Annotated in this window: 17 protein-coding genes; 10 read left to right on the forward strand and 7 right to left on the reverse strand. The window is 68.7% G+C overall.

Annotation, left to right across the window (positions count from 1 at the left end):
* Window positions 1-50 precede the first annotated feature (50 nt).
* Genes EDC25_RS05000 through xrtH form a run of 5 tightly spaced genes read right to left on the reverse strand, consistent with a single transcriptional unit; the run spans window position 51 to window position 4,172 of the window.
* Window positions 51-1,985 carry a potassium transporter Kup gene (locus EDC25_RS05000; RefSeq protein WP_243695100.1) on the reverse strand — a complete coding sequence of 645 codons (1,935 nt, stop codon included), beginning with the start codon at window positions 1,983-1,985 and terminating at the stop codon, window positions 51-53.
* Window positions 1,986-2,024: 39 nt separating this feature from the next.
* On the reverse strand, window positions 2,025-2,618 hold the full coding sequence (gene pdxH / locus EDC25_RS05005; RefSeq protein WP_377600257.1) for a pyridoxamine 5'-phosphate oxidase: 594 nt from the start codon (window positions 2,616-2,618) through the stop codon (window positions 2,025-2,027).
* Between the two features lie 29 nt (window positions 2,619-2,647).
* Window positions 2,648-3,376, reverse strand: coding sequence for a response regulator transcription factor (locus tag EDC25_RS05010; protein ID WP_205984922.1), 729 nt, complete (start codon window positions 3,374-3,376; stop codon window positions 2,648-2,650).
* Window positions 3,377-3,399: 23 nt separating this feature from the next.
* Entirely contained in the window at window positions 3,400-3,609 is a 210-nt protein-coding gene (locus EDC25_RS05015) for a dodecin family protein (RefSeq protein ID WP_123521590.1), read from the reverse strand.
* Window positions 3,610-3,644: 35 nt separating this feature from the next.
* Entirely contained in the window at window positions 3,645-4,172 is a 528-nt protein-coding gene (gene xrtH / locus EDC25_RS05020) for an exosortase H (RefSeq protein WP_123521589.1), read from the reverse strand.
* A gap of 85 nt (window positions 4,173-4,257) precedes the next feature.
* On the opposite strand from xrtH, the gene EDC25_RS05025 reads away from it, so the two are divergent.
* Together EDC25_RS05025 and aroB are read left to right on the forward strand one after the other, a co-directional pair.
* Entirely contained in the window at window positions 4,258-4,836 is a 579-nt protein-coding gene (locus EDC25_RS05025) for a shikimate kinase (protein WP_123521588.1), read from the forward strand.
* Window positions 4,833-5,906, forward strand: a complete 1,074-nt coding sequence (gene aroB, locus EDC25_RS05030) for a 3-dehydroquinate synthase (RefSeq protein ID WP_123521587.1) — start codon at window positions 4,833-4,835, stop codon at window positions 5,904-5,906. The genes EDC25_RS05025 and aroB overlap by 4 nt, the downstream gene beginning before the upstream one ends.
* Before the next feature lie 29 nt (window positions 5,907-5,935).
* Here aroB and EDC25_RS05035 read toward each other — a convergent pair whose 3' ends face one another.
* Window positions 5,936-6,832: a pirin family protein gene (locus EDC25_RS05035; protein WP_123521586.1), complete on the reverse strand. Its 897-nt coding sequence runs from the start codon at window positions 6,830-6,832 to the stop codon at window positions 5,936-5,938.
* Between the two features lie 117 nt (window positions 6,833-6,949).
* Between EDC25_RS05035 and EDC25_RS05040 the strand changes: the two genes are divergently transcribed.
* Together EDC25_RS05040 and hemE are read left to right on the forward strand one after the other, a co-directional pair.
* A complete protein-coding gene (locus EDC25_RS05040; RefSeq protein WP_123521585.1) occupies window positions 6,950-7,210 on the forward strand; it encodes a WGR domain-containing protein in 261 nt (86 codons plus the stop codon).
* A 56-nt stretch (window positions 7,211-7,266) separates the two neighbouring features.
* Window positions 7,267-8,337, forward strand: a complete 1,071-nt coding sequence (hemE, locus tag EDC25_RS05045) for a uroporphyrinogen decarboxylase (RefSeq protein ID WP_123521584.1) — start codon at window positions 7,267-7,269, stop codon at window positions 8,335-8,337.
* Between the two features lie 391 nt (window positions 8,338-8,728).
* On the opposite strand, the gene EDC25_RS05050 is transcribed toward hemE, so the two are convergent.
* The gene (locus EDC25_RS05050) at window positions 8,729-10,030 is read right to left on the reverse strand and encodes a hypothetical protein (protein WP_123521583.1); all 1,302 of its coding nucleotides are present in this window, start codon (window positions 10,028-10,030) and stop codon (window positions 8,729-8,731) included.
* Window positions 10,031-10,643: 613 nt separating this feature from the next.
* Here EDC25_RS05050 and EDC25_RS05055 point away from each other — a divergent pair.
* Genes EDC25_RS05055 through ccmB form a run of 6 tightly spaced genes read left to right on the forward strand, consistent with a single transcriptional unit; the run spans window position 10,644 to window position 16,137 of the window.
* Window positions 10,644-11,567: a segregation and condensation protein A gene (locus tag EDC25_RS05055; RefSeq protein ID WP_123521582.1), complete on the forward strand. Its 924-nt coding sequence runs from the start codon at window positions 10,644-10,646 to the stop codon at window positions 11,565-11,567.
* Window positions 11,549-12,628 carry an SMC-Scp complex subunit ScpB gene (gene scpB / locus EDC25_RS05060; RefSeq protein ID WP_123521581.1) on the forward strand — a complete coding sequence of 360 codons (1,080 nt, stop codon included), beginning with the start codon at window positions 11,549-11,551 and terminating at the stop codon, window positions 12,626-12,628. The genes EDC25_RS05055 and scpB overlap by 19 nt, the downstream gene beginning before the upstream one ends.
* 11 nt (window positions 12,629-12,639) lie before the next feature.
* Window positions 12,640-14,331 carry a 23S rRNA pseudouridine(2605) synthase RluB gene (gene rluB / locus EDC25_RS05065; protein ID WP_132577279.1) on the forward strand — a complete coding sequence of 564 codons (1,692 nt, stop codon included), beginning with the start codon at window positions 12,640-12,642 and terminating at the stop codon, window positions 14,329-14,331.
* Between the two features lie 23 nt (window positions 14,332-14,354).
* Window positions 14,355-14,843 (forward strand): DUF3293 domain-containing protein, encoded by a 489-nt coding sequence (locus EDC25_RS05070; protein ID WP_123520914.1) that lies wholly within the window; start codon window positions 14,355-14,357, stop codon window positions 14,841-14,843.
* On the forward strand, window positions 14,840-15,472 hold the full coding sequence (gene ccmA, locus EDC25_RS05075) for a heme ABC exporter ATP-binding protein CcmA (protein WP_243695101.1): 633 nt from the start codon (window positions 14,840-14,842) through the stop codon (window positions 15,470-15,472). The genes EDC25_RS05070 and ccmA overlap by 4 nt, the downstream gene beginning before the upstream one ends.
* The gene (ccmB, locus tag EDC25_RS05080; RefSeq protein ID WP_123520912.1) at window positions 15,469-16,137 is read left to right on the forward strand and encodes a heme exporter protein CcmB; all 669 of its coding nucleotides are present in this window, start codon (window positions 15,469-15,471) and stop codon (window positions 16,135-16,137) included. The genes ccmA and ccmB overlap by 4 nt, the downstream gene beginning before the upstream one ends.
* The last annotated feature ends 181 nt before the right edge of the window (window positions 16,138-16,318 follow it).

Consider the following 16,318-nt stretch of genomic DNA (forward strand, 5'->3'; position numbering starts at 1 on the left):
TTGCCGCCAGCGTAACGCAATCGTGCCGGCGGCCGCCGCCGGTCCAGCGATCAGATCTCGACCTGTGCGCCGAGCTCGACGACACGGTTCGGCGGAATGCGCAGGTATTCCATCGCCCGCGTGGCATTGCGCCACATCATGACGAAGACGCGCTCGCGCCATACCGGCATGCCTTCGCCCCGGGTGCACAGCAGGGTTTCGCGACCCAGGAAGAAGGTCGTATCCATCGGATCGAAGACGAGCCCGTGTGGCACGCACAGTTCGAGCACGTGCGCGACATCGAGGTCTTCCATGAACCCGAAGCGCGCAACCACCCGGTACAGGCCCTCGCCCATGTCCTCGACCGTGATCTGCTCGTCGTCGGCGATGCGCGGCACCTCCTCGGTGACCAGTGTCATCAGCACCACGCGCTGGTGCAGCACCTTGTTGTGCTTGAGGTTGTGCAGCAGCGTCTGCGGAAGGCCTTCCGGGTCCGGCGTCAGGAAGATGGCGGTGCCCTCGACGCGGGTGATGCCATCGAGGTTGGAAAGGAACAGGTGCAGCGGGAAGGTGGCGTTGCGCATCTTGTCCTGAACCAGCCGGCGGCCCTGCCGCCAGGTCGTCATCAGGAAGAGGATGAACAGCGAGAGGACGATGGGAAGCCAGCCACCGGACGGTATCTTCAGCGAGTTCGTGCCCAGGAACAGCAGGTCCACCACCAGGAACAGCGAGAACAGGACCATGCCGGCCCAGCCCCAGCGCCAGATCGTCCGCGCCACCACCATCGCCAGGATCGTTTCCACCACCATCGTCAGCGCCAGCGCGATACCGTAGGCGGCGACGATGCTCGACGACGACTGGAACGACAGCACCAGCCCGACGACACCCACCAGCAGGAAGCGGTTGACCATGGGCAGGTAGACCTGGCCCATCGCGCTGGCCGAGGTGTGTTCCACGTCCATGCGCGGGAGCAGGCCCAGCTGGATGGCCTGGCGGACCACGGAGAAGCTGCCGGTGATCACCGCCTGCGAGGCGATGACCGCCGCGAACGTCGCCAGCACGACCAGCGGCACCAGCGCCCATGACGGGGCCATCAGGTAGAACGGGTTCACCGCGGCCGTGGGATCGCGCAGCAGCAATGCCGCCTGGCCCAGGTAATTGAGCAGCAGGGCCGGCATGATCAGGCCGAACCAGGCATAGCGCATCGGCCGTCGCCCGAAGTGGCCGAGGTCGGTGTACAGCGCTTCGCCACCGGTGACGACCAGGAACACGGCGGACAGGACCACCAGGCCGGCGACGCGGTTTTCGACAAAGAACATCACCGCGTAGTGCGGGCTCAGCGCGCGCAGGACATCGGGGTTCTCCAGCATGCTGCCGACCCCGAGCGCGGCCAGGATCAGGAACCACAGCACCATCACCGGACCGAACAGACTGCCGACACGCGCGGTGCCGAAGCGCTGCACCGAGAACAGCGCGATCAGGATGCCCAGTGCGATCGGCACGACCCAGGCGTCGAAAACCGGCGTGACGATGTGCAGGCCCTCGACCGCCGAAAGCACCGTCAGCGACGGCGTGATGAGGCCATCGCAGAGGAACAGCGTGGCACCGAAGACGCCCATGAGCGTGAGGATCCGTCGACTGCGCGTGCTGCCGTGCCAATGCCGGGTCGCCAGCGACATCAGCGACAGGATGCCGCCTTCACCGCGATTGTCGGCGCGCAGGATGACGGTCAGGTATTTCAGGCAGATCACCAGCAGCATCGCCCAGAACAGCAGCGACACCACGCCGAGGATATTGGTCTCCGTCGGCGCCATGGCGAAGCGGCCGCTGAAGGCCTCGCGCATGGCATAGAGCGGGCTGGTGCCGATGTCGCCATAGACGATGCCGATGGCGGCAATGGTCAATGGCAGCAGGGGCTGCGAAGGATGGTGGGGAGCTTCCACGAACGTGGCGGTGTCGAAGTGCGAGGCGGCCGGAAAAACCGGGGTGGGCAGGCGGCGAGGCACCATACGCCTCCGCCAGGTGGGATTCAAGCGCGGCAGGCCTCAGGGGAACAGGCGCTGCTCGTGCCATTCTCCGCCGTCGCAGGTGAACAGATGCCGGTCGTGCAGGCGGTATTCCCGACCGTGCCAGAACTCGACGCGATCCGGGCGCAGGCGGTACCCGGACCAGTGCGGCGGCCGCGTCACATCGGTGCCCTCGAAGCGGCTTTCGACCTCGGCGATGCGGCGTTCAAGCTCGTCCCGCGAGGCCAGCGGCTGCGACTGCAGCGATGCCCAGGCGCCGATCTGGCTGCCGCGCGGACGGCTGGCGAAATAGGCATCGGCCTCTTCCGGGCCGACCCGTTCGACCCGCCCTTCGGCCCGCACCTGGACCTGCAGGTCCAGGTGCTTCCAGTGCAGGCAGACCGCCGCCCGCGGATTGGCAGCCAGTTGCCGGCCCTTGGCACTGAGCGTGTTGGTGTAGAACACGAATCCGTCGGCATCGAGGTGCTTGAGCAGCACGACGCGCAGCGAGGGCCGGCCATCGGCATCGGCGGTCGCCACGCTCATCGCCGTGGGTTCGGGCTCACCGGCGGCGATCGCCCGCGCCAGCAGTTCATGGAAACGGTCGACCACGACCGCAGGCAGGGTCACCACGGTGGACTCCATCGAATCAGGCGCGGCGCTCAGGCGCGGTCGGCGGACAGCGCGTTGGGCACGAACTTCTCGAGGCGGTAACCGTGCTGGTACACCGCGACCAGTCGCCAGCCGAAGGCGCCATCCAGCTGCAGTTTCCGGCGCAGGCGGCTGATGTGCGTGTCGACGGTGCGCGTCGGCACGCTGGCGGCGATCTGCCAGACGCTTTCCAGCAGCGTTTCGCGGCGGATGATGCGGCCATGGCGACGGAACAGGTACACCGCCAGCTCGAATTCGCGCTGGGTCAGGTCGGTGTCCTCGCCATTGATCAGGATGCGCGCACGTTCGCTGTCGATGACATACGGCCCCAGATCGATCTCGTCGCTGCCGGTGGTGAGCTGGGTGCGGCGCAGGACCGCGTCTATGCGCGCCAGCAGCACGCCGCGCTGCGCCGGCTTGACGATGTAGTCGTCGGCACCGCCGCGCAGCGCCTTGACGATGTCGTCCTCGTCGGCACGAACGGTCAGCATGATGATCGGCGTGGCGGCGGTGGCCGGATCGGTCCGCACCTCGCTCAAAAGGGTGACGCCGTCGCTGTCCGGCAGTTCCCAGTCGAGCAGGATGAGATCCGCGGCATGGCGGCCGCGCCCACGACGGAACTCGCCGGCATTGGCGTAGTGGTTGCAGCGATACCCGGCCGCGTTCAGCCAGTGCATCGCCAGCGCGGCCTGATCGGGATCGTCCTCGACCAGGCCGACAGTTACCGAACCATCACTCACAGCACCCCCTGTGGACGGATCAGTCAGTCAACAACGAAAGTGACCTTCAGGTTGACTCGCCACTCGGTGACCTTGCCATCCGGACCGGTCACCACCTTGATTTCGTTGACCCACGCACCCTTGATGTTCTTGACGGACTGCGCGGCCTTTTCCAGACCCTTCTCGACGGCATCCTCGATGCCTTTCGGGGAGGAGCAGTTGAGTTCGATGACTTTCGCGACCTGGGCCGACATCACTAAACCTCCTCTCTGAGACTGTCGTCGCAAGACTAGCCCAAGCCGGCGGCCGAGGCCATAGCCTTGTCGGGTCCGTTTCCTCCCGGCCGCGGCGCGTACTTCAGCCAGATCAGCCAGAACAGCAGCGCCTCGAGGATCAGCAGTGCCTGCCAGATATAGAGATGGAACCACTGGAACGCCGTCAGGCTCCACTGGCCGAGATAGAACAGGCTGATGATCCGCACCACATTCAGGGCCTGGATCGCGACGAAGCCCAGGCCGATCCCGAGCAGCTTGTGCCGCCACGTCGAAGGGAAAGCCAGCACCGCCGACGCCAGCACGATCATCGCCTCGACGCCGTTGCAGCCAGCCATGATCTCGATGGCGAAGCCGTTGCGCGTGCTCTGGATGACCTTGCCCCAGGTCGCCACCTCGGCGTCGAACAGCGACACCAGCGCCGTACAGAAGCTGGCAAGCCCGGTGGTGAAGGGCTCGACGAACCAGCGCTGCCCCCAAGGGAGTTGGCTGAAGGTGAACAGCCCGACCAGCAGGGCGAGGAAAACCAGGACGAATCGTTGCATGGCGGCATTCTAACCCCAGCGCTACGGGCGCGGACCCGCGGCGACGCCTGCTCGCGACGGCAGGCCGCTGGATTACCATTCGCGCATGAGCGATCAGCGCCACATCGCCCTCATCGGACCGATGGGGGCCGGCAAGAGCAGCATCGGCCGCCACCTGGCCCAGTTGCTGTCGCGCCAGCTGATCGACCTGGACCGCTGCATCGAGGAGAAAGCGGGCGCGGGCATCCCCTGGATCTTCGACAAGGAAGGCGAAGCCGGCTTCCGGCGGCGCGAGCGCGATGCGCTGTGCGTCGCACTGCAGGGCGGCGGCGCCGTCATCGCCTGTGGTGGCGGCGTGGTCCTCGACGCCGACAACCGGCGCGACCTGCGTCATCGCGCCTTCGTCGTCCATCTGGACGCGAGCATCGACGAGCTCGCCCAGCGCCTGGCGCGGGACCGCAACCGGCCGCTGCTGCAGACCGGGGACCGTCGGGCGCGGATGGAACAACTGGCGCGGGAGCGCGCCCCGCTCTACGCCGCCACCGCGGACCTGGTGTTCAGCGCCGACGGCTCGGGCCCCTGCGCGAGTGCGCGCAGGATCATCGAACGCCTGCCAAACGACCTCGTACCGGCAACGAGGACCGGCGGCGGCGAATGCGCCGACGAACCGGCGGGTGAGGAATGAGCGAACACATTGAAGTCGACCTGGGGACGCGTACCTACATCGTGTCCGTCGGCGCCGGCCTGCTCGCCGACGACGCGCCATGGTCGGCGCTGCGCGCGTGCCGCCACCTTCTCGTGGTGACGGACGACAACGTCGGCCCGCTTTACCTGCCGGCCCTGCAGGCATTCGTGCCGGACCATCAGCTCCCGGTCGTGACGATTCCAGCGGGCGAAACCAGCAAGACGCTCGACCAGTGCACGCGCGTCTTCGAGGCGCTGGCGGCGATGCGCGCCGGCCGCGACGCCGGCATCATCGCGCTGGGTGGCGGCGTCATCGGCGACCTGGCCGGGTTTGCCGCCGCCTGCTGGATGCGTGGCATCGGCTTCGTCCAGGTGCCGACGACCCTGCTGGCCATGGTGGACTCCTCTGTCGGCGGCAAGACCGGCGTGAACCTGCCGTTCGGCAAGAACCTCGTCGGCGCCTTCCACCAACCCGAAGCCGTGATCGCCGACATCGACACGCTGGCCACGTTGCCTGCACGCGAGCGGGCGGCCGGCCTGGCCGAAGTGGTGAAGTACGGCGCCATCGGCGACGCGGCGTTTTTTGCCTGGCTGGAAGACCATGCCGGGGCACTGGTCGTGGGTGATCGCGAAGCGCTGGTGCATGCCATCGCCACCAGCGTGCGCCACAAGGCCGCGATCGTCGCCCGCGACGAGCGCGAGAGCGGCGAGCGGGCGCTGCTCAACTTCGGCCACACCTTCGGCCACGCGATCGAAACGGCCACCGGCTACCGGCGTTACCTGCACGGCGAAGCCGTTGCCATCGGCATGGTGCAGGCGGCACGGCTGAGCGAACGCCTCGGCCTGGCGCCACGCGGCGACGGCGACCGCATGGCCGCCCTCCTGGAACGCCTGGGCCTGCCGGTGCACCCGCCGGCCGGCCTCGATGCGATGCAGTTGCTGGACCTGATGCGGCTGGACAAGAAGGCGCTGTCCAGCGGCATGCGGTTCGTGGTCTGGCACGGCATCGGCAAGGCGGAACTGCGGGCCGACATCGACGATGCGGAAGTGCTGGCCGTACTCGAAGCCTGAGGCCACCGGCCGTGCCGAGGACGCGTTCCTCAGCCGGGAAGCGGAATGAACTCGGTTTCCCCGGGCACCGGTGGGAACATCGTTGCATCCTGGCGCTGCCACGCGGCCGACGCCACGTCGATGCGGGCACGGTCCGAGGCGACGAAGTTCCAGCGCAGGTGACGGGGCTGCGTGGAGGAATTCTCCGGCCCCGGATCCAGCGGATCGCCACCCAGGACGACGGCCAGCGCCGGACCGTCGAGCGCACGCAAACTGGCCGGCCCGCTTTGCAGGGCCGCCATGCGGCCCGGCTCCAGCACGGCGTCGCCGAGCGCGAGGCGGCCACTCACGCAGTACACGGCGCGCTCGGCGTGGTTCTCCGGCAGCGCCAGCACCGCCTCACGGTCCAGGTTCACGGCGAGATACAGCGTCCGGCTGCGCACCGGCACCGGCGAGCGCAGGCCCCAGGCGTCGCCGGCAATGACGGCGACATCGGCGCCATCACCACGACGGCGAGGCACATCGGCGGCTGGCACGTGGACGAACTGCGGCGCCATCGCCTCGTCGGCCAGCGGCAGGCCGACCCAGGTCTGGATGCCGTGAAGTCGATGTCCCGCTTCGCGGACCCGCGGCGGCGAACGCTCCGAATGCACGATGCCGCGCCCGGCGATCATCCAGTTCACGGCGCCAGGCTCGATGTCCAGCACGGTGCCCAGGCTGTCGCGATGCCGGATCGCGCCTTCGAACAGCCAGGTCACCGTCGCCAGGCCGATGTGCGGATGCGGACGCACGTCCAGTCCCTGCCCGGGCGTGAAATCCACCGGCCCCATGTGGTCGAAGAACACGAAAGGCCCGACGCTGCGCAGCGCAATATCGGGCAGCAGGCGGCGTACCCGGAAGCCGTCACCCAGGTCCTTGACATGCCCGTCCATCACCACTGTCACCATGTCCGCCTCCGCCGGGCCGTCCGTGAAGTCTCCAGACTGCCACAAACCTGCGACGCGACGGGGTGTCGGCGCCTTGCGATGCGTCGCAGCAGGCAAGGAGACAGGTAAACTAGGCCCATGCGCGTGTTCCTGCAGCAACCGCCGGCGGCCGGCGTACCGCCCCGCTTCTGCCAGCTCACCCTTCAGGGTGACCTGCTGGGCGGCTATGTGCTGCTGCGCGAAACCGGCGAGATCGGCGGCCGCAGCCAGCTGCGGCGCAGCGTCCACCTGGATCGCGAGAGTGCCGTCGCCGCGTTCCAGGACGCCCGCGACCGCGAGATCAAGCGCGGCCTGCGGATCACCTTTGCCGAAGGCGCGCAACCGCCGCAGGCGGCCTGACGCGATTGCCCTTCAACCGCGGCGCCCCTGCGCGCCGCCCATGCCCGACATCGACCATGACCGATACCCTGCTCAACGACCGCCTGCTGCGCGCCCTGCGCCGGCAACCCGTGGACCGCACGCCGGTGTGGATCATGCGCCAGGCGGGCCGCTACCTGCCGGAATACCGCGCCACCCGCGAACGCGCGGGCAGCTTCATGGCGCTGTGCCAGACGCCGGAGCTGGCCTGCGAGGTGACGATGCAGCCGCTGGCGCGCTTCCCGCTGGACGCAGCGATCCTGTTCTCCGACATCCTGACCATTCCCGATGCGATGGGCCTGGGTCTGAGCTTCGCGGAAGGTGAAGGACCTCGCTTCGCTCGCCCGCTGCGCACTGCCGCCGACATCGAACGCCTGGGCGTGCCGGACCCGGAGCGGGACCTCGGCTACGTCATGGATGCCGTGCGCGTGATCCGTCGCGAACTTGCCGGGCGCGTGCCGCTGATCGGATTCGCCGGCAGCCCCTGGACGCTGGCCTGCTACATGATCGAAGGCAAGGGCGGCGGTGATTTCCGCATCGCCAAGGCGATGCTGGCCGAACAGCCGGCGTTGATGCACAGGCTGCTCGACATCCTGACCGACGCAGTCATCGCCTACCTCGCGGCGCAGTACCGCGCCGGCGCCCAGGCGCTGATGGTCTTCGATTCCTGGGGTGGCGTGCTCGCACCGGCGCACTTCCGGGAATTCTCGCTGCGCTACCTGCAGCGCATCGCCGACGAACTGCCGCGCGGCGATGGCGACCAGCGTGCGCCGCTGGTGCTGTTCCCGAAGGGCGCCAACTGCCACCTCCCGGCCCTGGCCGACACCGGCACCGATGCCATCGGCATCGACTGGACCATCGGCCTGGACCAGGCACGACGCCTGACCGGCGGTCGCGTGGCGCTGCAGGGCAATCTCGACCCGACCCTGCTGTACGCGAATCCGGACGCCATCCGCCGCGAAGTGGCGCGCGTGTTCGCCGAGTTCGGCCATGGCCCCGGCCATGTCTTCAACCTCGGCCATGGCATCACGCCGGAAGTGCCGCCGGCGCACCTGGCCGCCGCCATCGCCGCGGTGCACGAACTCAGCCCGGCCTATCACGCGGACTAGTGCGCAACGGCCGCGGACGCCAGGATCCGCAAGGATCCTGGTGCCCGCTCCCAAGGCGGACCCAACCCGGCCGCAAGACGCGGGCGCGCGTTGCGGAGAGCGACCATCGACACCTGGTCGCGCGTACATTCAGGGCAGCCGCCATCGCCGCGGTGCGCGAATCCGGGCCGGCCTATCACGCGGACTGATACGCAAGGAAGCGGACGCCAGGACCGGCCACGATCCGGGTGCCCGTTCCCAAGGCGGACCCGACCCGGCCGCAAGACGCGGGCGCGCGTCCCGGAGAGCCGCCGACCCCATCGGGTCGGGCGTACCAACAGGGACGCGGCCCGCTGCAAGCGTGGCCGTCGGTGAACGCGACTTACCGGCGATGTGCCCGCTCACTGTACGATCACTGCCCGATCACGACATTGTCCAAAGTCGGATATGTGCCGCTGCCCGGCTGCGTCGAGATGGTCAGCCACTGCACGGGCGCGTCGAACCGGAGCGCCCGGAAGTCGTCGCTGCCGCCCGGGTGGAACTTGAAGGATCTGCCGTCGTCCAGCGTGACCGTGACCGGTGCAGCGGCGAAGTTGAACGCGGCGTCGGTTGCCCACACGTTTGCCCCGAACGCCAATACCGGTGCCGCAATGAAATCGATCCGCAGCGCGTCCGAGGCGGAAGCCGTGGAAATGACGCCCGGTCCATTCCAGAGGCCCGAAGGCGGGCTGCCGGCGGCCGACACCGAGAAGGCGAACGTTCCCTGGCTGAACGTGAGCGACCCGGGATATCCACCTTGTGGAACCGCGCTGAATGCTTCGCTGTAGTAGCCGGGAGCCAGTTGCGCCAGCAGGGTCGCGCGGTCGTAGACGACACCCGGCGCACGGTCGCTCATCGAATAGGCACCGCAATCACCCGGGATCGTCGCCAGGTCACCGGTGACCACCAGGCGGTACTCGCCCGACACCAGTGCGGAGACATCCAGTACGCCGGAGTTTCCCGCGGCAATGGCTGCCACGGCCACCGGGGCCGTTGAACAGCTGGTCGCCACCAGGACCTCCAGATCGAAGTCGGCTGCCTGGAAATACAACTGCCGGTCGGTCAGGTCGGCGGGATTGAAGCGATACACCTCCGCGCGGTTGTTCACGGCGAAACCGCCCATGGCCAGCGACAGCGGTGCCGCCGAACAGGTGTCTCCCGCGTAGCTTTGCCCCGAATGCAGCGGAATCGCATCCGGGCACGCGTCCGTCGGCATCGGCTTGCGGCTCACGGAATAGGTGCCGCACGATACCGGCGGGTCCGCCGGGTTGCCGGTGACGACCAGATAGCTGTCGGCCGAGGGTGACTTGGTCACGGTCAGGTTGGCCGCGCCCTGGGCGGGGATGTCGGTCACCGCCTGGATGTTGCCGCTGGTTCCACAGGGCTTGATGACAAAGGCGGTCAGGCTGCTGGACCCTGCCTGCAGGGCAATGAACTGGGTACCGTAACCGCGCGGGATGCGGTACACCGCATCGGGTTGCGGACTGGGGATCCCCTGCAGCGAGGGCAGGCTGTTCGTCAGCGCGCAGGTGTTTCCGGAGGCCCAGCCCACGGCCGGAAGCTCAAGCGGACTGGCGCAGGTCTGCGCGGCTGCAGGCTGCGCGAACGCAAACATCGCCGCCACGGCGGCGGCGCAGGCCAGTCCTGCAACGAAGGGGAAACTGCGTATTTTCATGTCGGGTGTCCTTGGGAGGCTGGGGTTGCCGGGAGTCGAAAACTGCCGCTTCGCCGGATGTGGCCTGATCGCCCCGCAAGGCGGTGGGGCCATCCCGGGATACGGCAAACCCGGCCGCGGGCCGACAAGCCGGCACAGGCCGACGGCCGTTGTGGCCCCGCGTGGGTCGGCGCACAGCCGGGCAGGCGCGTGCGGCAGCGCCAACGATGAGGCGGGCACGGCGGAAACGGCGAAGGGGCGGTAATCCGTTGCGCCACGGTCCCGGCCAGCGGGCCCTGCCCGGATTCGCGGAAGGACGGCTGTCCGGCTGCGGGCGCTTCGTGTCGGGCACATCGCACTTGGCAACAGTCGGCGAAGCGTCCGGCGGCGGCGACGGTGGAAGCCGCCTGAACCCGCGCCGTGAGAGGCTTTGACAAGGCCCGGGCCTGCCCCTAGTCTAGGCGGCACAGCGTCGACCGTCCCACGCGGGATGCCCGCCATCTGGCGACGACGACGTCGCGGTCCGCGACCGGCGCAACGCGCCAACGCCCTACTCGACACGCACCCACGCCGGCGCACGCGCAGCGCCTGCTGCCCGTTGCCAGCGCATTCCCGCAAGGCCGACCCGCTCCGGATGAGCACCGATACGTCCACGCCCGATACGCCCGCCCCGCCGGCGACGACGCCGCAGCAGCAGGAAATGCCGCTGGCCGTCGTGCACGGGCAGCCGTTCGTGAAGATGCCGGAGGACCTCTACATCCCGCCGGATGCACTGGAAGTCATCCTCGAAGCCTTCGAAGGCCCGCTCGACCTGCTGCTCTACCTGATCCGGCGCCAGAACCTCGACATCCTCGACATCCCGGTCGCCGAGATCACCCGGCAGTACACCGACTACATCGAGCTGATGCAGGACCTGAAGCTGGAACTGGCGGCCGAATACCTGGTGATGGCCGCCATCCTCGCCGAAATCAAGTCGCGCCTGCTGCTGCCGCGACCGCCCGAGGAAGAGGCCGTCGAAGAGGATCCGCGCGCCGAGCTGGTCCGTCGCCTGCAGGAATACGAGCGTTTCAAGAAGGCGGCGCAGGACATGGACGCGCTGCCGCGCCAGGAACGCGACTTCATGCCGGTGCGTATCGACCCCGGCGACCACAAGGTGGTGCGCCTGCCGCCGCCGGTGGAACTGCGCGAACTGCTGCTGGCGCTCAAGGATGTCCTCAAGCGCGCCGACCTGCTCAGCCACCACGAGATCCAGCGCGACACGCTGTCCGTGCGCCAGCGCATGACCGACGTGCTGGCCTCGTTGTCCGATGGCGCCTTCCACCGCTTCGAATCGCTGTTCGAAGGCGCGACGACCCGTCGCGGCGTCGTCGTCACCTTCATGGCGATGCTGGAGCTGGCCAAGGAATTCCTGATCGAGATCGTGCAGGAGGAAACGCTCGGTCCGATCTACCTGCGCAGCGCCGGCGGCCATCCGCAGGAATCCGTCGACGGGATTGACGACGGGTCCGAAGACATTTCCAACCAGACCAGCGACGGGACATGGATACCGAGCGCCTGAAACCCATTATCGAAGCGGCCGTGCTCGCTTCCACTTCGCCGATCAGCATCGCGCGCCTCGCCGAGCTGTTCGACGAAGCCGAACGCCCGACGACCGACCAGATCGCCCAGGCGCTTCACGCATTGAGCGAGGACTGCGCGCAGCGCGGCATCGAACTCGTCGAAGTCGCGTCGGGTTTCCGCTTCCAGGTCAAGGCGGACGTGTTCCAGCACCTGACCGGCCTGTGGACGGAACGGCAGAGCCGCTATTCGCGCGCGCTGCTCGAAACCCTGTCCCTGATCGCCTACCGGCAGCCGATCACGCGCGGCGAGATCGAGCAGATCCGCGGCGTCGCCGTCGCCACCAGCATCCTGCGCACGCTGGAAGAGCGCGAATGGGTGCGCGTCGTCGGCCATCGCGACGTACCCGGCAAGCCGGCGCTGTACGGCACGACGCGTGCGTTCCTGGACTATTTCCAGCTGCGCAGCCTCGACGAGCTGCCGCCGCTGTCGGCGCTGCGCGACCTCGAGAACCTCGAGCCGGAGCTGGCGCTCGACATCGATGCACCTCCGGTGCCGCGCACGCTGGAATTGCCGCCGGAAGACCTCGATCCGGAACAGGCTGCGCCGGAAGCCGGCCCGGACGCGCGCAGCGAAGACGATTCCGATGGCGCCGCTGTCGACGGCGACCCGTCTGATGCTTACGGCAATGCCGGGAAGCCCGACCCCGCCTCCATCGACGCCCCGCACAACGCTGAAGACGACGACTCCGACGACGACGACTCCGACGACGACGACTCCGACGACGATGACTCCGACGACGATGACTCCGACGACGATGACTCCGACGACGATGACTCCGACGACGATGACTCCGACGACGATGACTCCGATGACGATGACGCCGACGAGGACGACGCCGACGAGGACGACGACGCCGATGACGACGACCCGGATGACGCCTCCGACGACGGCCGGGCACCAATCGAACACCACGCCCACGCCGACGGGACACCGGCTGCCGACCAGGCATCCGCGGACGGCGTCGATGACCAAGACGATGGCGACACGCCACGCAACTGAATGACCCACCCATGACCACCGAACGCAAAGTCCTTTCACTGCGCCGCGACACGGCCGGCCTGCCGCAGATCACCGAACGCCTGCACAAGGTGCTCGCCAATGCCGGCCTGGGTTCGCGCCGCAGCATCGAGGAGCGCATCGCCGCCGGCGAGATCCGCATCAACGGCGATGTCGCGCAGATCGGTGCACAGCTCAACAATGGCGACCGCGTCGAGATCGACGGCCGCCGGTTTGCGGCCGTGCCCTGCACGCCGGAAGAAGTCCGCGTCCTCGTCTACAACAAGCCGGAAGGACTGGTGACGACGCAGGACGACCCGGAAGGCCGTCCGACCGTCTTCGAGAAGCTGCCACGCCTGAAGGGTGCGCGCTGGGTCAGTGTCGGCCGCCTCGACATCAACACGACCGGCCTGCTGCTCCTCACCACCGACGGTGAGCTGGCGAACGCGCTGATGCATCCGAGCAAGGCCGTCGAGCGCGAATATGTCTGCCGCGTGTTCGGCGAAGTCACCGATGAGCACCTCGCCCAGCTGAAGGCAGGCGTGCAGCTTGAGGACGGTCCGGCGGCATTCGACGACATCGTCGAGATCCACCGCGACGAACGCCATTCCTGGTTCCGCGTGCTGCTCAGCGAAGGCCGCAATCGCGAAGTCCGCCGCCTGTGGGAAGCGATGGGCCTGATGGTCAGCCGCCTCAAGCGCATCCGCTACGGCATCATAGAATTGCCGCGCGAACTTCGCCGCGGCCATTACCGCGCCCTCGATGCCGAACAGGTCCGCGCCCTGCGCCACAGCGTCGGCCTGGACGACGCGCCGCAGTCCCTGACGTTGGAACCCATCGTCGGCCAGCGTCGCGCGCCGGTGCGCCCGAGCAACGAATACCGCCCCGAGCCGAAGGCGCAGCGCGCCTGGACCGGCACCAGCATGGACGAAGCGCGGGAACTGCGCGCCTTCGACCGTCCCTTGCTCGACGACGGTCTTGGCCGCCGCAAGAAGCGCGTGTCCGGTGCGCCGGGCAAGCGCGGCAAGCAGCGCCCTGCCGGAGCGCCGGGCCGTGGCAAGCCGGGTGCCGCAGGTGCCGGAGCCGGTCCGCGTGGCAAAGGCGCCGGCGCAGGCCGGGGTCGCGGCCGCACCGGTGGCGCGGCGGGCGCGGCGGGCGCGGCGGGCGCGGCGGGCGAACGCATCGAACGCGGCAACCGCGCCGAGCGTCCGGCGGGTAGTGGCGCACCGGTTCGCCGGCAGCGCAAGACACGCACGATGACAGGTCCGATGGACAGCAACGAAATGCTGTTCCGGACCTGGTACCCGGGCGACGCCGGCGGCAACGTCGCCTCGCCGGGCAACCGTTTCGATGACGATGACAACCGCGGCAACCGCATCGGCGATGCCGACGGCAACCGCGCCCCGTCGAAGCCGCGCCGCCAGCGGGCGGGCGCACCGGGCAACGGCAGTGGAAACGGCAACGGCAATGCCGCCCCGCGTGAAGGCAACAACGGCAACGTCGCGCCGCGCGCACCGGGAAACCGGGCCGGTCGCAACAAGCCGGGCAAGCCGCGTCCCGCACGCGCGCCGGGTGAAAACGCCGGCAATGCCGCGCCGGCTGCAGGTGAAGGCGACAACCGGCAGCGGCGTGGTCCTTTCGGCCGCGTGCGCAAGCGTCCCGGCAAGCGCCCCGAAGGCGGCGGCTCCTCGTCCGACGAGGGCTGATCACCAGGCCGCCGGTCGCACCGATGCCCTGTCACGAACCGTCCGGTCGCCGCAGCCCTGCAGCGGCCGATGATCTGCTCACGGCCTATCTCGGAGCGGTGTACGAAGTACCCGGCGCCGCGGGCACGCTGCGCCTGGTTGCCGGTTCGCACCCGGATGTCGTCGCACCGCCCTGCGGCCGCGTGCACGCCGTCCTGACCGCCTGCAATCCCGGATCGGTCGCGCTCGACGACCACGAAAACGGCGCGCGGCAGGCGCGGCTGCACGCCGAACTCGATGCACGGGGCCTGCACTGGCGACCGGCCGTGAACCGCGCCCCCGGTGGTGGCTGGCTCGAACCCTCGTGCTGGATCACCGCCATCCCGTCGTCGCTGCTTGACGACCTGGCCGGAATGTTCGGGCAGAACGCCAGCGTCACGATCGCCGACGACGGCCTGTGCCGCCTGCGCATCCACCGCCTCCACTGGCTGCAGCCATCCGTCTGCGACAATCGACTGCAATGGCCGGATTGAACAGCGAACTCCCCCCCTTGCTGGTCACCCGCGGACTCGCGTTCGGTTACGACGAACACGGGATGTTCCGCGACCTCGACCTCTGCCTGCGCCCCGGAACCGGACTGGTCCTGTGCGGCAGCAACGGCAGTGGCAAGAGCACGCTGCTGCGCCTGCTGGCCGGCCTGCTCCTGCCCGACAGCGGAAGCATCGAGCGGGCCATCGAACACACGACCGGTGAACCGGTCGCACTGGCCTGGCACGGACACCACCTCGGGCTGAAGACCGGCCTGAGCGTGATCGAAAACCTGCGCTGGAGCGGCGGAATGCATGAACGCCGGCGCCGCATGACGCCGGCCAGCGCGCTGGAAACGGTCGGCCTGGACGGCTTTGAACACGTGCCGACGCGTGAACTGTCCGCCGGCCAGCGCAAGCGCGTGGCGCTGGCGCGCCTGCTGTTGTCGCCGGCACCGCTGTGGCTGCTCGACGAGCCCTACGCGAACCTCGATCCACGGGGCGCACAACTGGTCGATCGCCTGATCGGCCACCACCTGCGCAACGGCGGCAGTGTCGTGCTCAGCGTCCACCGTCCGGACCAGGCCGCCTTCGAGGGTCCACGCCAGCTGCTCGACCTGGATGCGCTGCCATGATGCGTGCGTTCTTCGCCCTGCTCGGCCGCGACCTGAAGCTGGCCATGCGCCGCCGCTTCGATCTGCTGCAGCCCTTGTACTTCGCGCTGCTTGTGTGCCTGCTGACGACGCTGGCGATCGGCCCGGAACCGGCGCTGCTGGGACGACTGGCGGCGGCCGTGACCTGGATCGCCGTGCTGCTGGCGCTGCTGCTGGCGCTCGACGGCCTGTTCCGCCCTGATGCCGAAGACGGCAGCCTCGAACTCATGCTGACCGCACCCGCCCCGCTGCCGGTACTGGTTTTCGCCAAGGTGCTGGCGTTCTGGCTGGTGGTGATGCTGCCGCTGATCGTCTGCGCGCCGTTGTTCGCATCGATGCTGCACCTGCCGGGGACGCAGTGGCTGCCATTGCTGCTCACGCTGCTGCTGGCGACGCCCTGCCTGGCCTGGCTGGGCGCCATCTGTGCCGCACTGACCGTCCAGGCCCGCCGCGGCGGCGCGCTGCTGGCGCTGCTGCTGCTGCCCCTGACCGTGCCTGTGCTGATCGCGGCGATCGGCACCGTCGACGCGGCCTTGCAGGGCCTGCCGATGCGGTCGCCGCTGCTGCTGCTCGGCGCCGGCGCCATTGCCGCCTGCAGCATCGGCCCGTTCGCGTGCGCCGTGGCCCTTCGGCTGGGCCTGCGCTGACCGGGATCTGACCTGGATCAACCGGCGTGGCCCGCGCCTGTCCGACAATGTGGCGGCCGCGATCCGTCCTGCCGTCTGCAGCATGGAGCCGGGCGTTCACCGTTCCGCCATCCGACCGGCAGGTGCAAACCGTTACACTAGCCCCCGACTTTCATCGACTTGCGGGCGCAACATCGTCCTG

It is taken from the genome of Pseudofulvimonas gallinarii (assembly GCF_004343305.1).
GTDB classification, from domain to species: domain Bacteria; phylum Pseudomonadota; class Gammaproteobacteria; order Xanthomonadales; family UBA2363; genus Pseudofulvimonas; species Pseudofulvimonas gallinarii.

Excerpts from the sequence above, each read along its gene's own strand:
- hemE (WP_123521584.1), top strand. The coding sequence starts at position 7,267 with ATGACCGATACCCTGCTCAACGACCGCCTGCTGCGCGCCCTGCGCCGG.
- EDC25_RS05025 (WP_123521588.1), top strand. The coding sequence starts at position 4,258 with ATGAGCGATCAGCGCCACATCGCCCTCATCGGACCGATGGGGGCCGGC.
- xrtH (WP_123521589.1), bottom strand. The coding sequence starts at position 4,172 with ATGCAACGATTCGTCCTGGTTTTCCTCGCCCTGCTGGTCGGGCTGTTC.
- ccmB (WP_123520912.1), top strand. The coding sequence starts at position 15,469 with ATGATGCGTGCGTTCTTCGCCCTGCTCGGCCGCGACCTGAAGCTGGCC.
- EDC25_RS05040 (WP_123521585.1), top strand. The coding sequence starts at position 6,950 with ATGCGCGTGTTCCTGCAGCAACCGCCGGCGGCCGGCGTACCGCCCCGC.
- rluB (WP_132577279.1), top strand. The coding sequence starts at position 12,640 with ATGACCACCGAACGCAAAGTCCTTTCACTGCGCCGCGACACGGCCGGC.
- EDC25_RS05070 (WP_123520914.1), top strand. The coding sequence starts at position 14,355 with ATGCCCTGTCACGAACCGTCCGGTCGCCGCAGCCCTGCAGCGGCCGAT.
- EDC25_RS05055 (WP_123521582.1), top strand. The coding sequence starts at position 10,644 with ATGAGCACCGATACGTCCACGCCCGATACGCCCGCCCCGCCGGCGACG.
- scpB (WP_123521581.1), top strand. The coding sequence starts at position 11,549 with ATGGATACCGAGCGCCTGAAACCCATTATCGAAGCGGCCGTGCTCGCT.
- EDC25_RS05015 (WP_123521590.1), bottom strand. The coding sequence starts at position 3,609 with ATGTCGGCCCAGGTCGCGAAAGTCATCGAACTCAACTGCTCCTCCCCG.
- EDC25_RS05035 (WP_123521586.1), bottom strand. The coding sequence starts at position 6,832 with ATGGTGACAGTGGTGATGGACGGGCATGTCAAGGACCTGGGTGACGGC.
- aroB (WP_123521587.1), top strand. The coding sequence starts at position 4,833 with ATGAGCGAACACATTGAAGTCGACCTGGGGACGCGTACCTACATCGTG.
- EDC25_RS05050 (WP_123521583.1), bottom strand. The coding sequence starts at position 10,030 with ATGAAAATACGCAGTTTCCCCTTCGTTGCAGGACTGGCCTGCGCCGCC.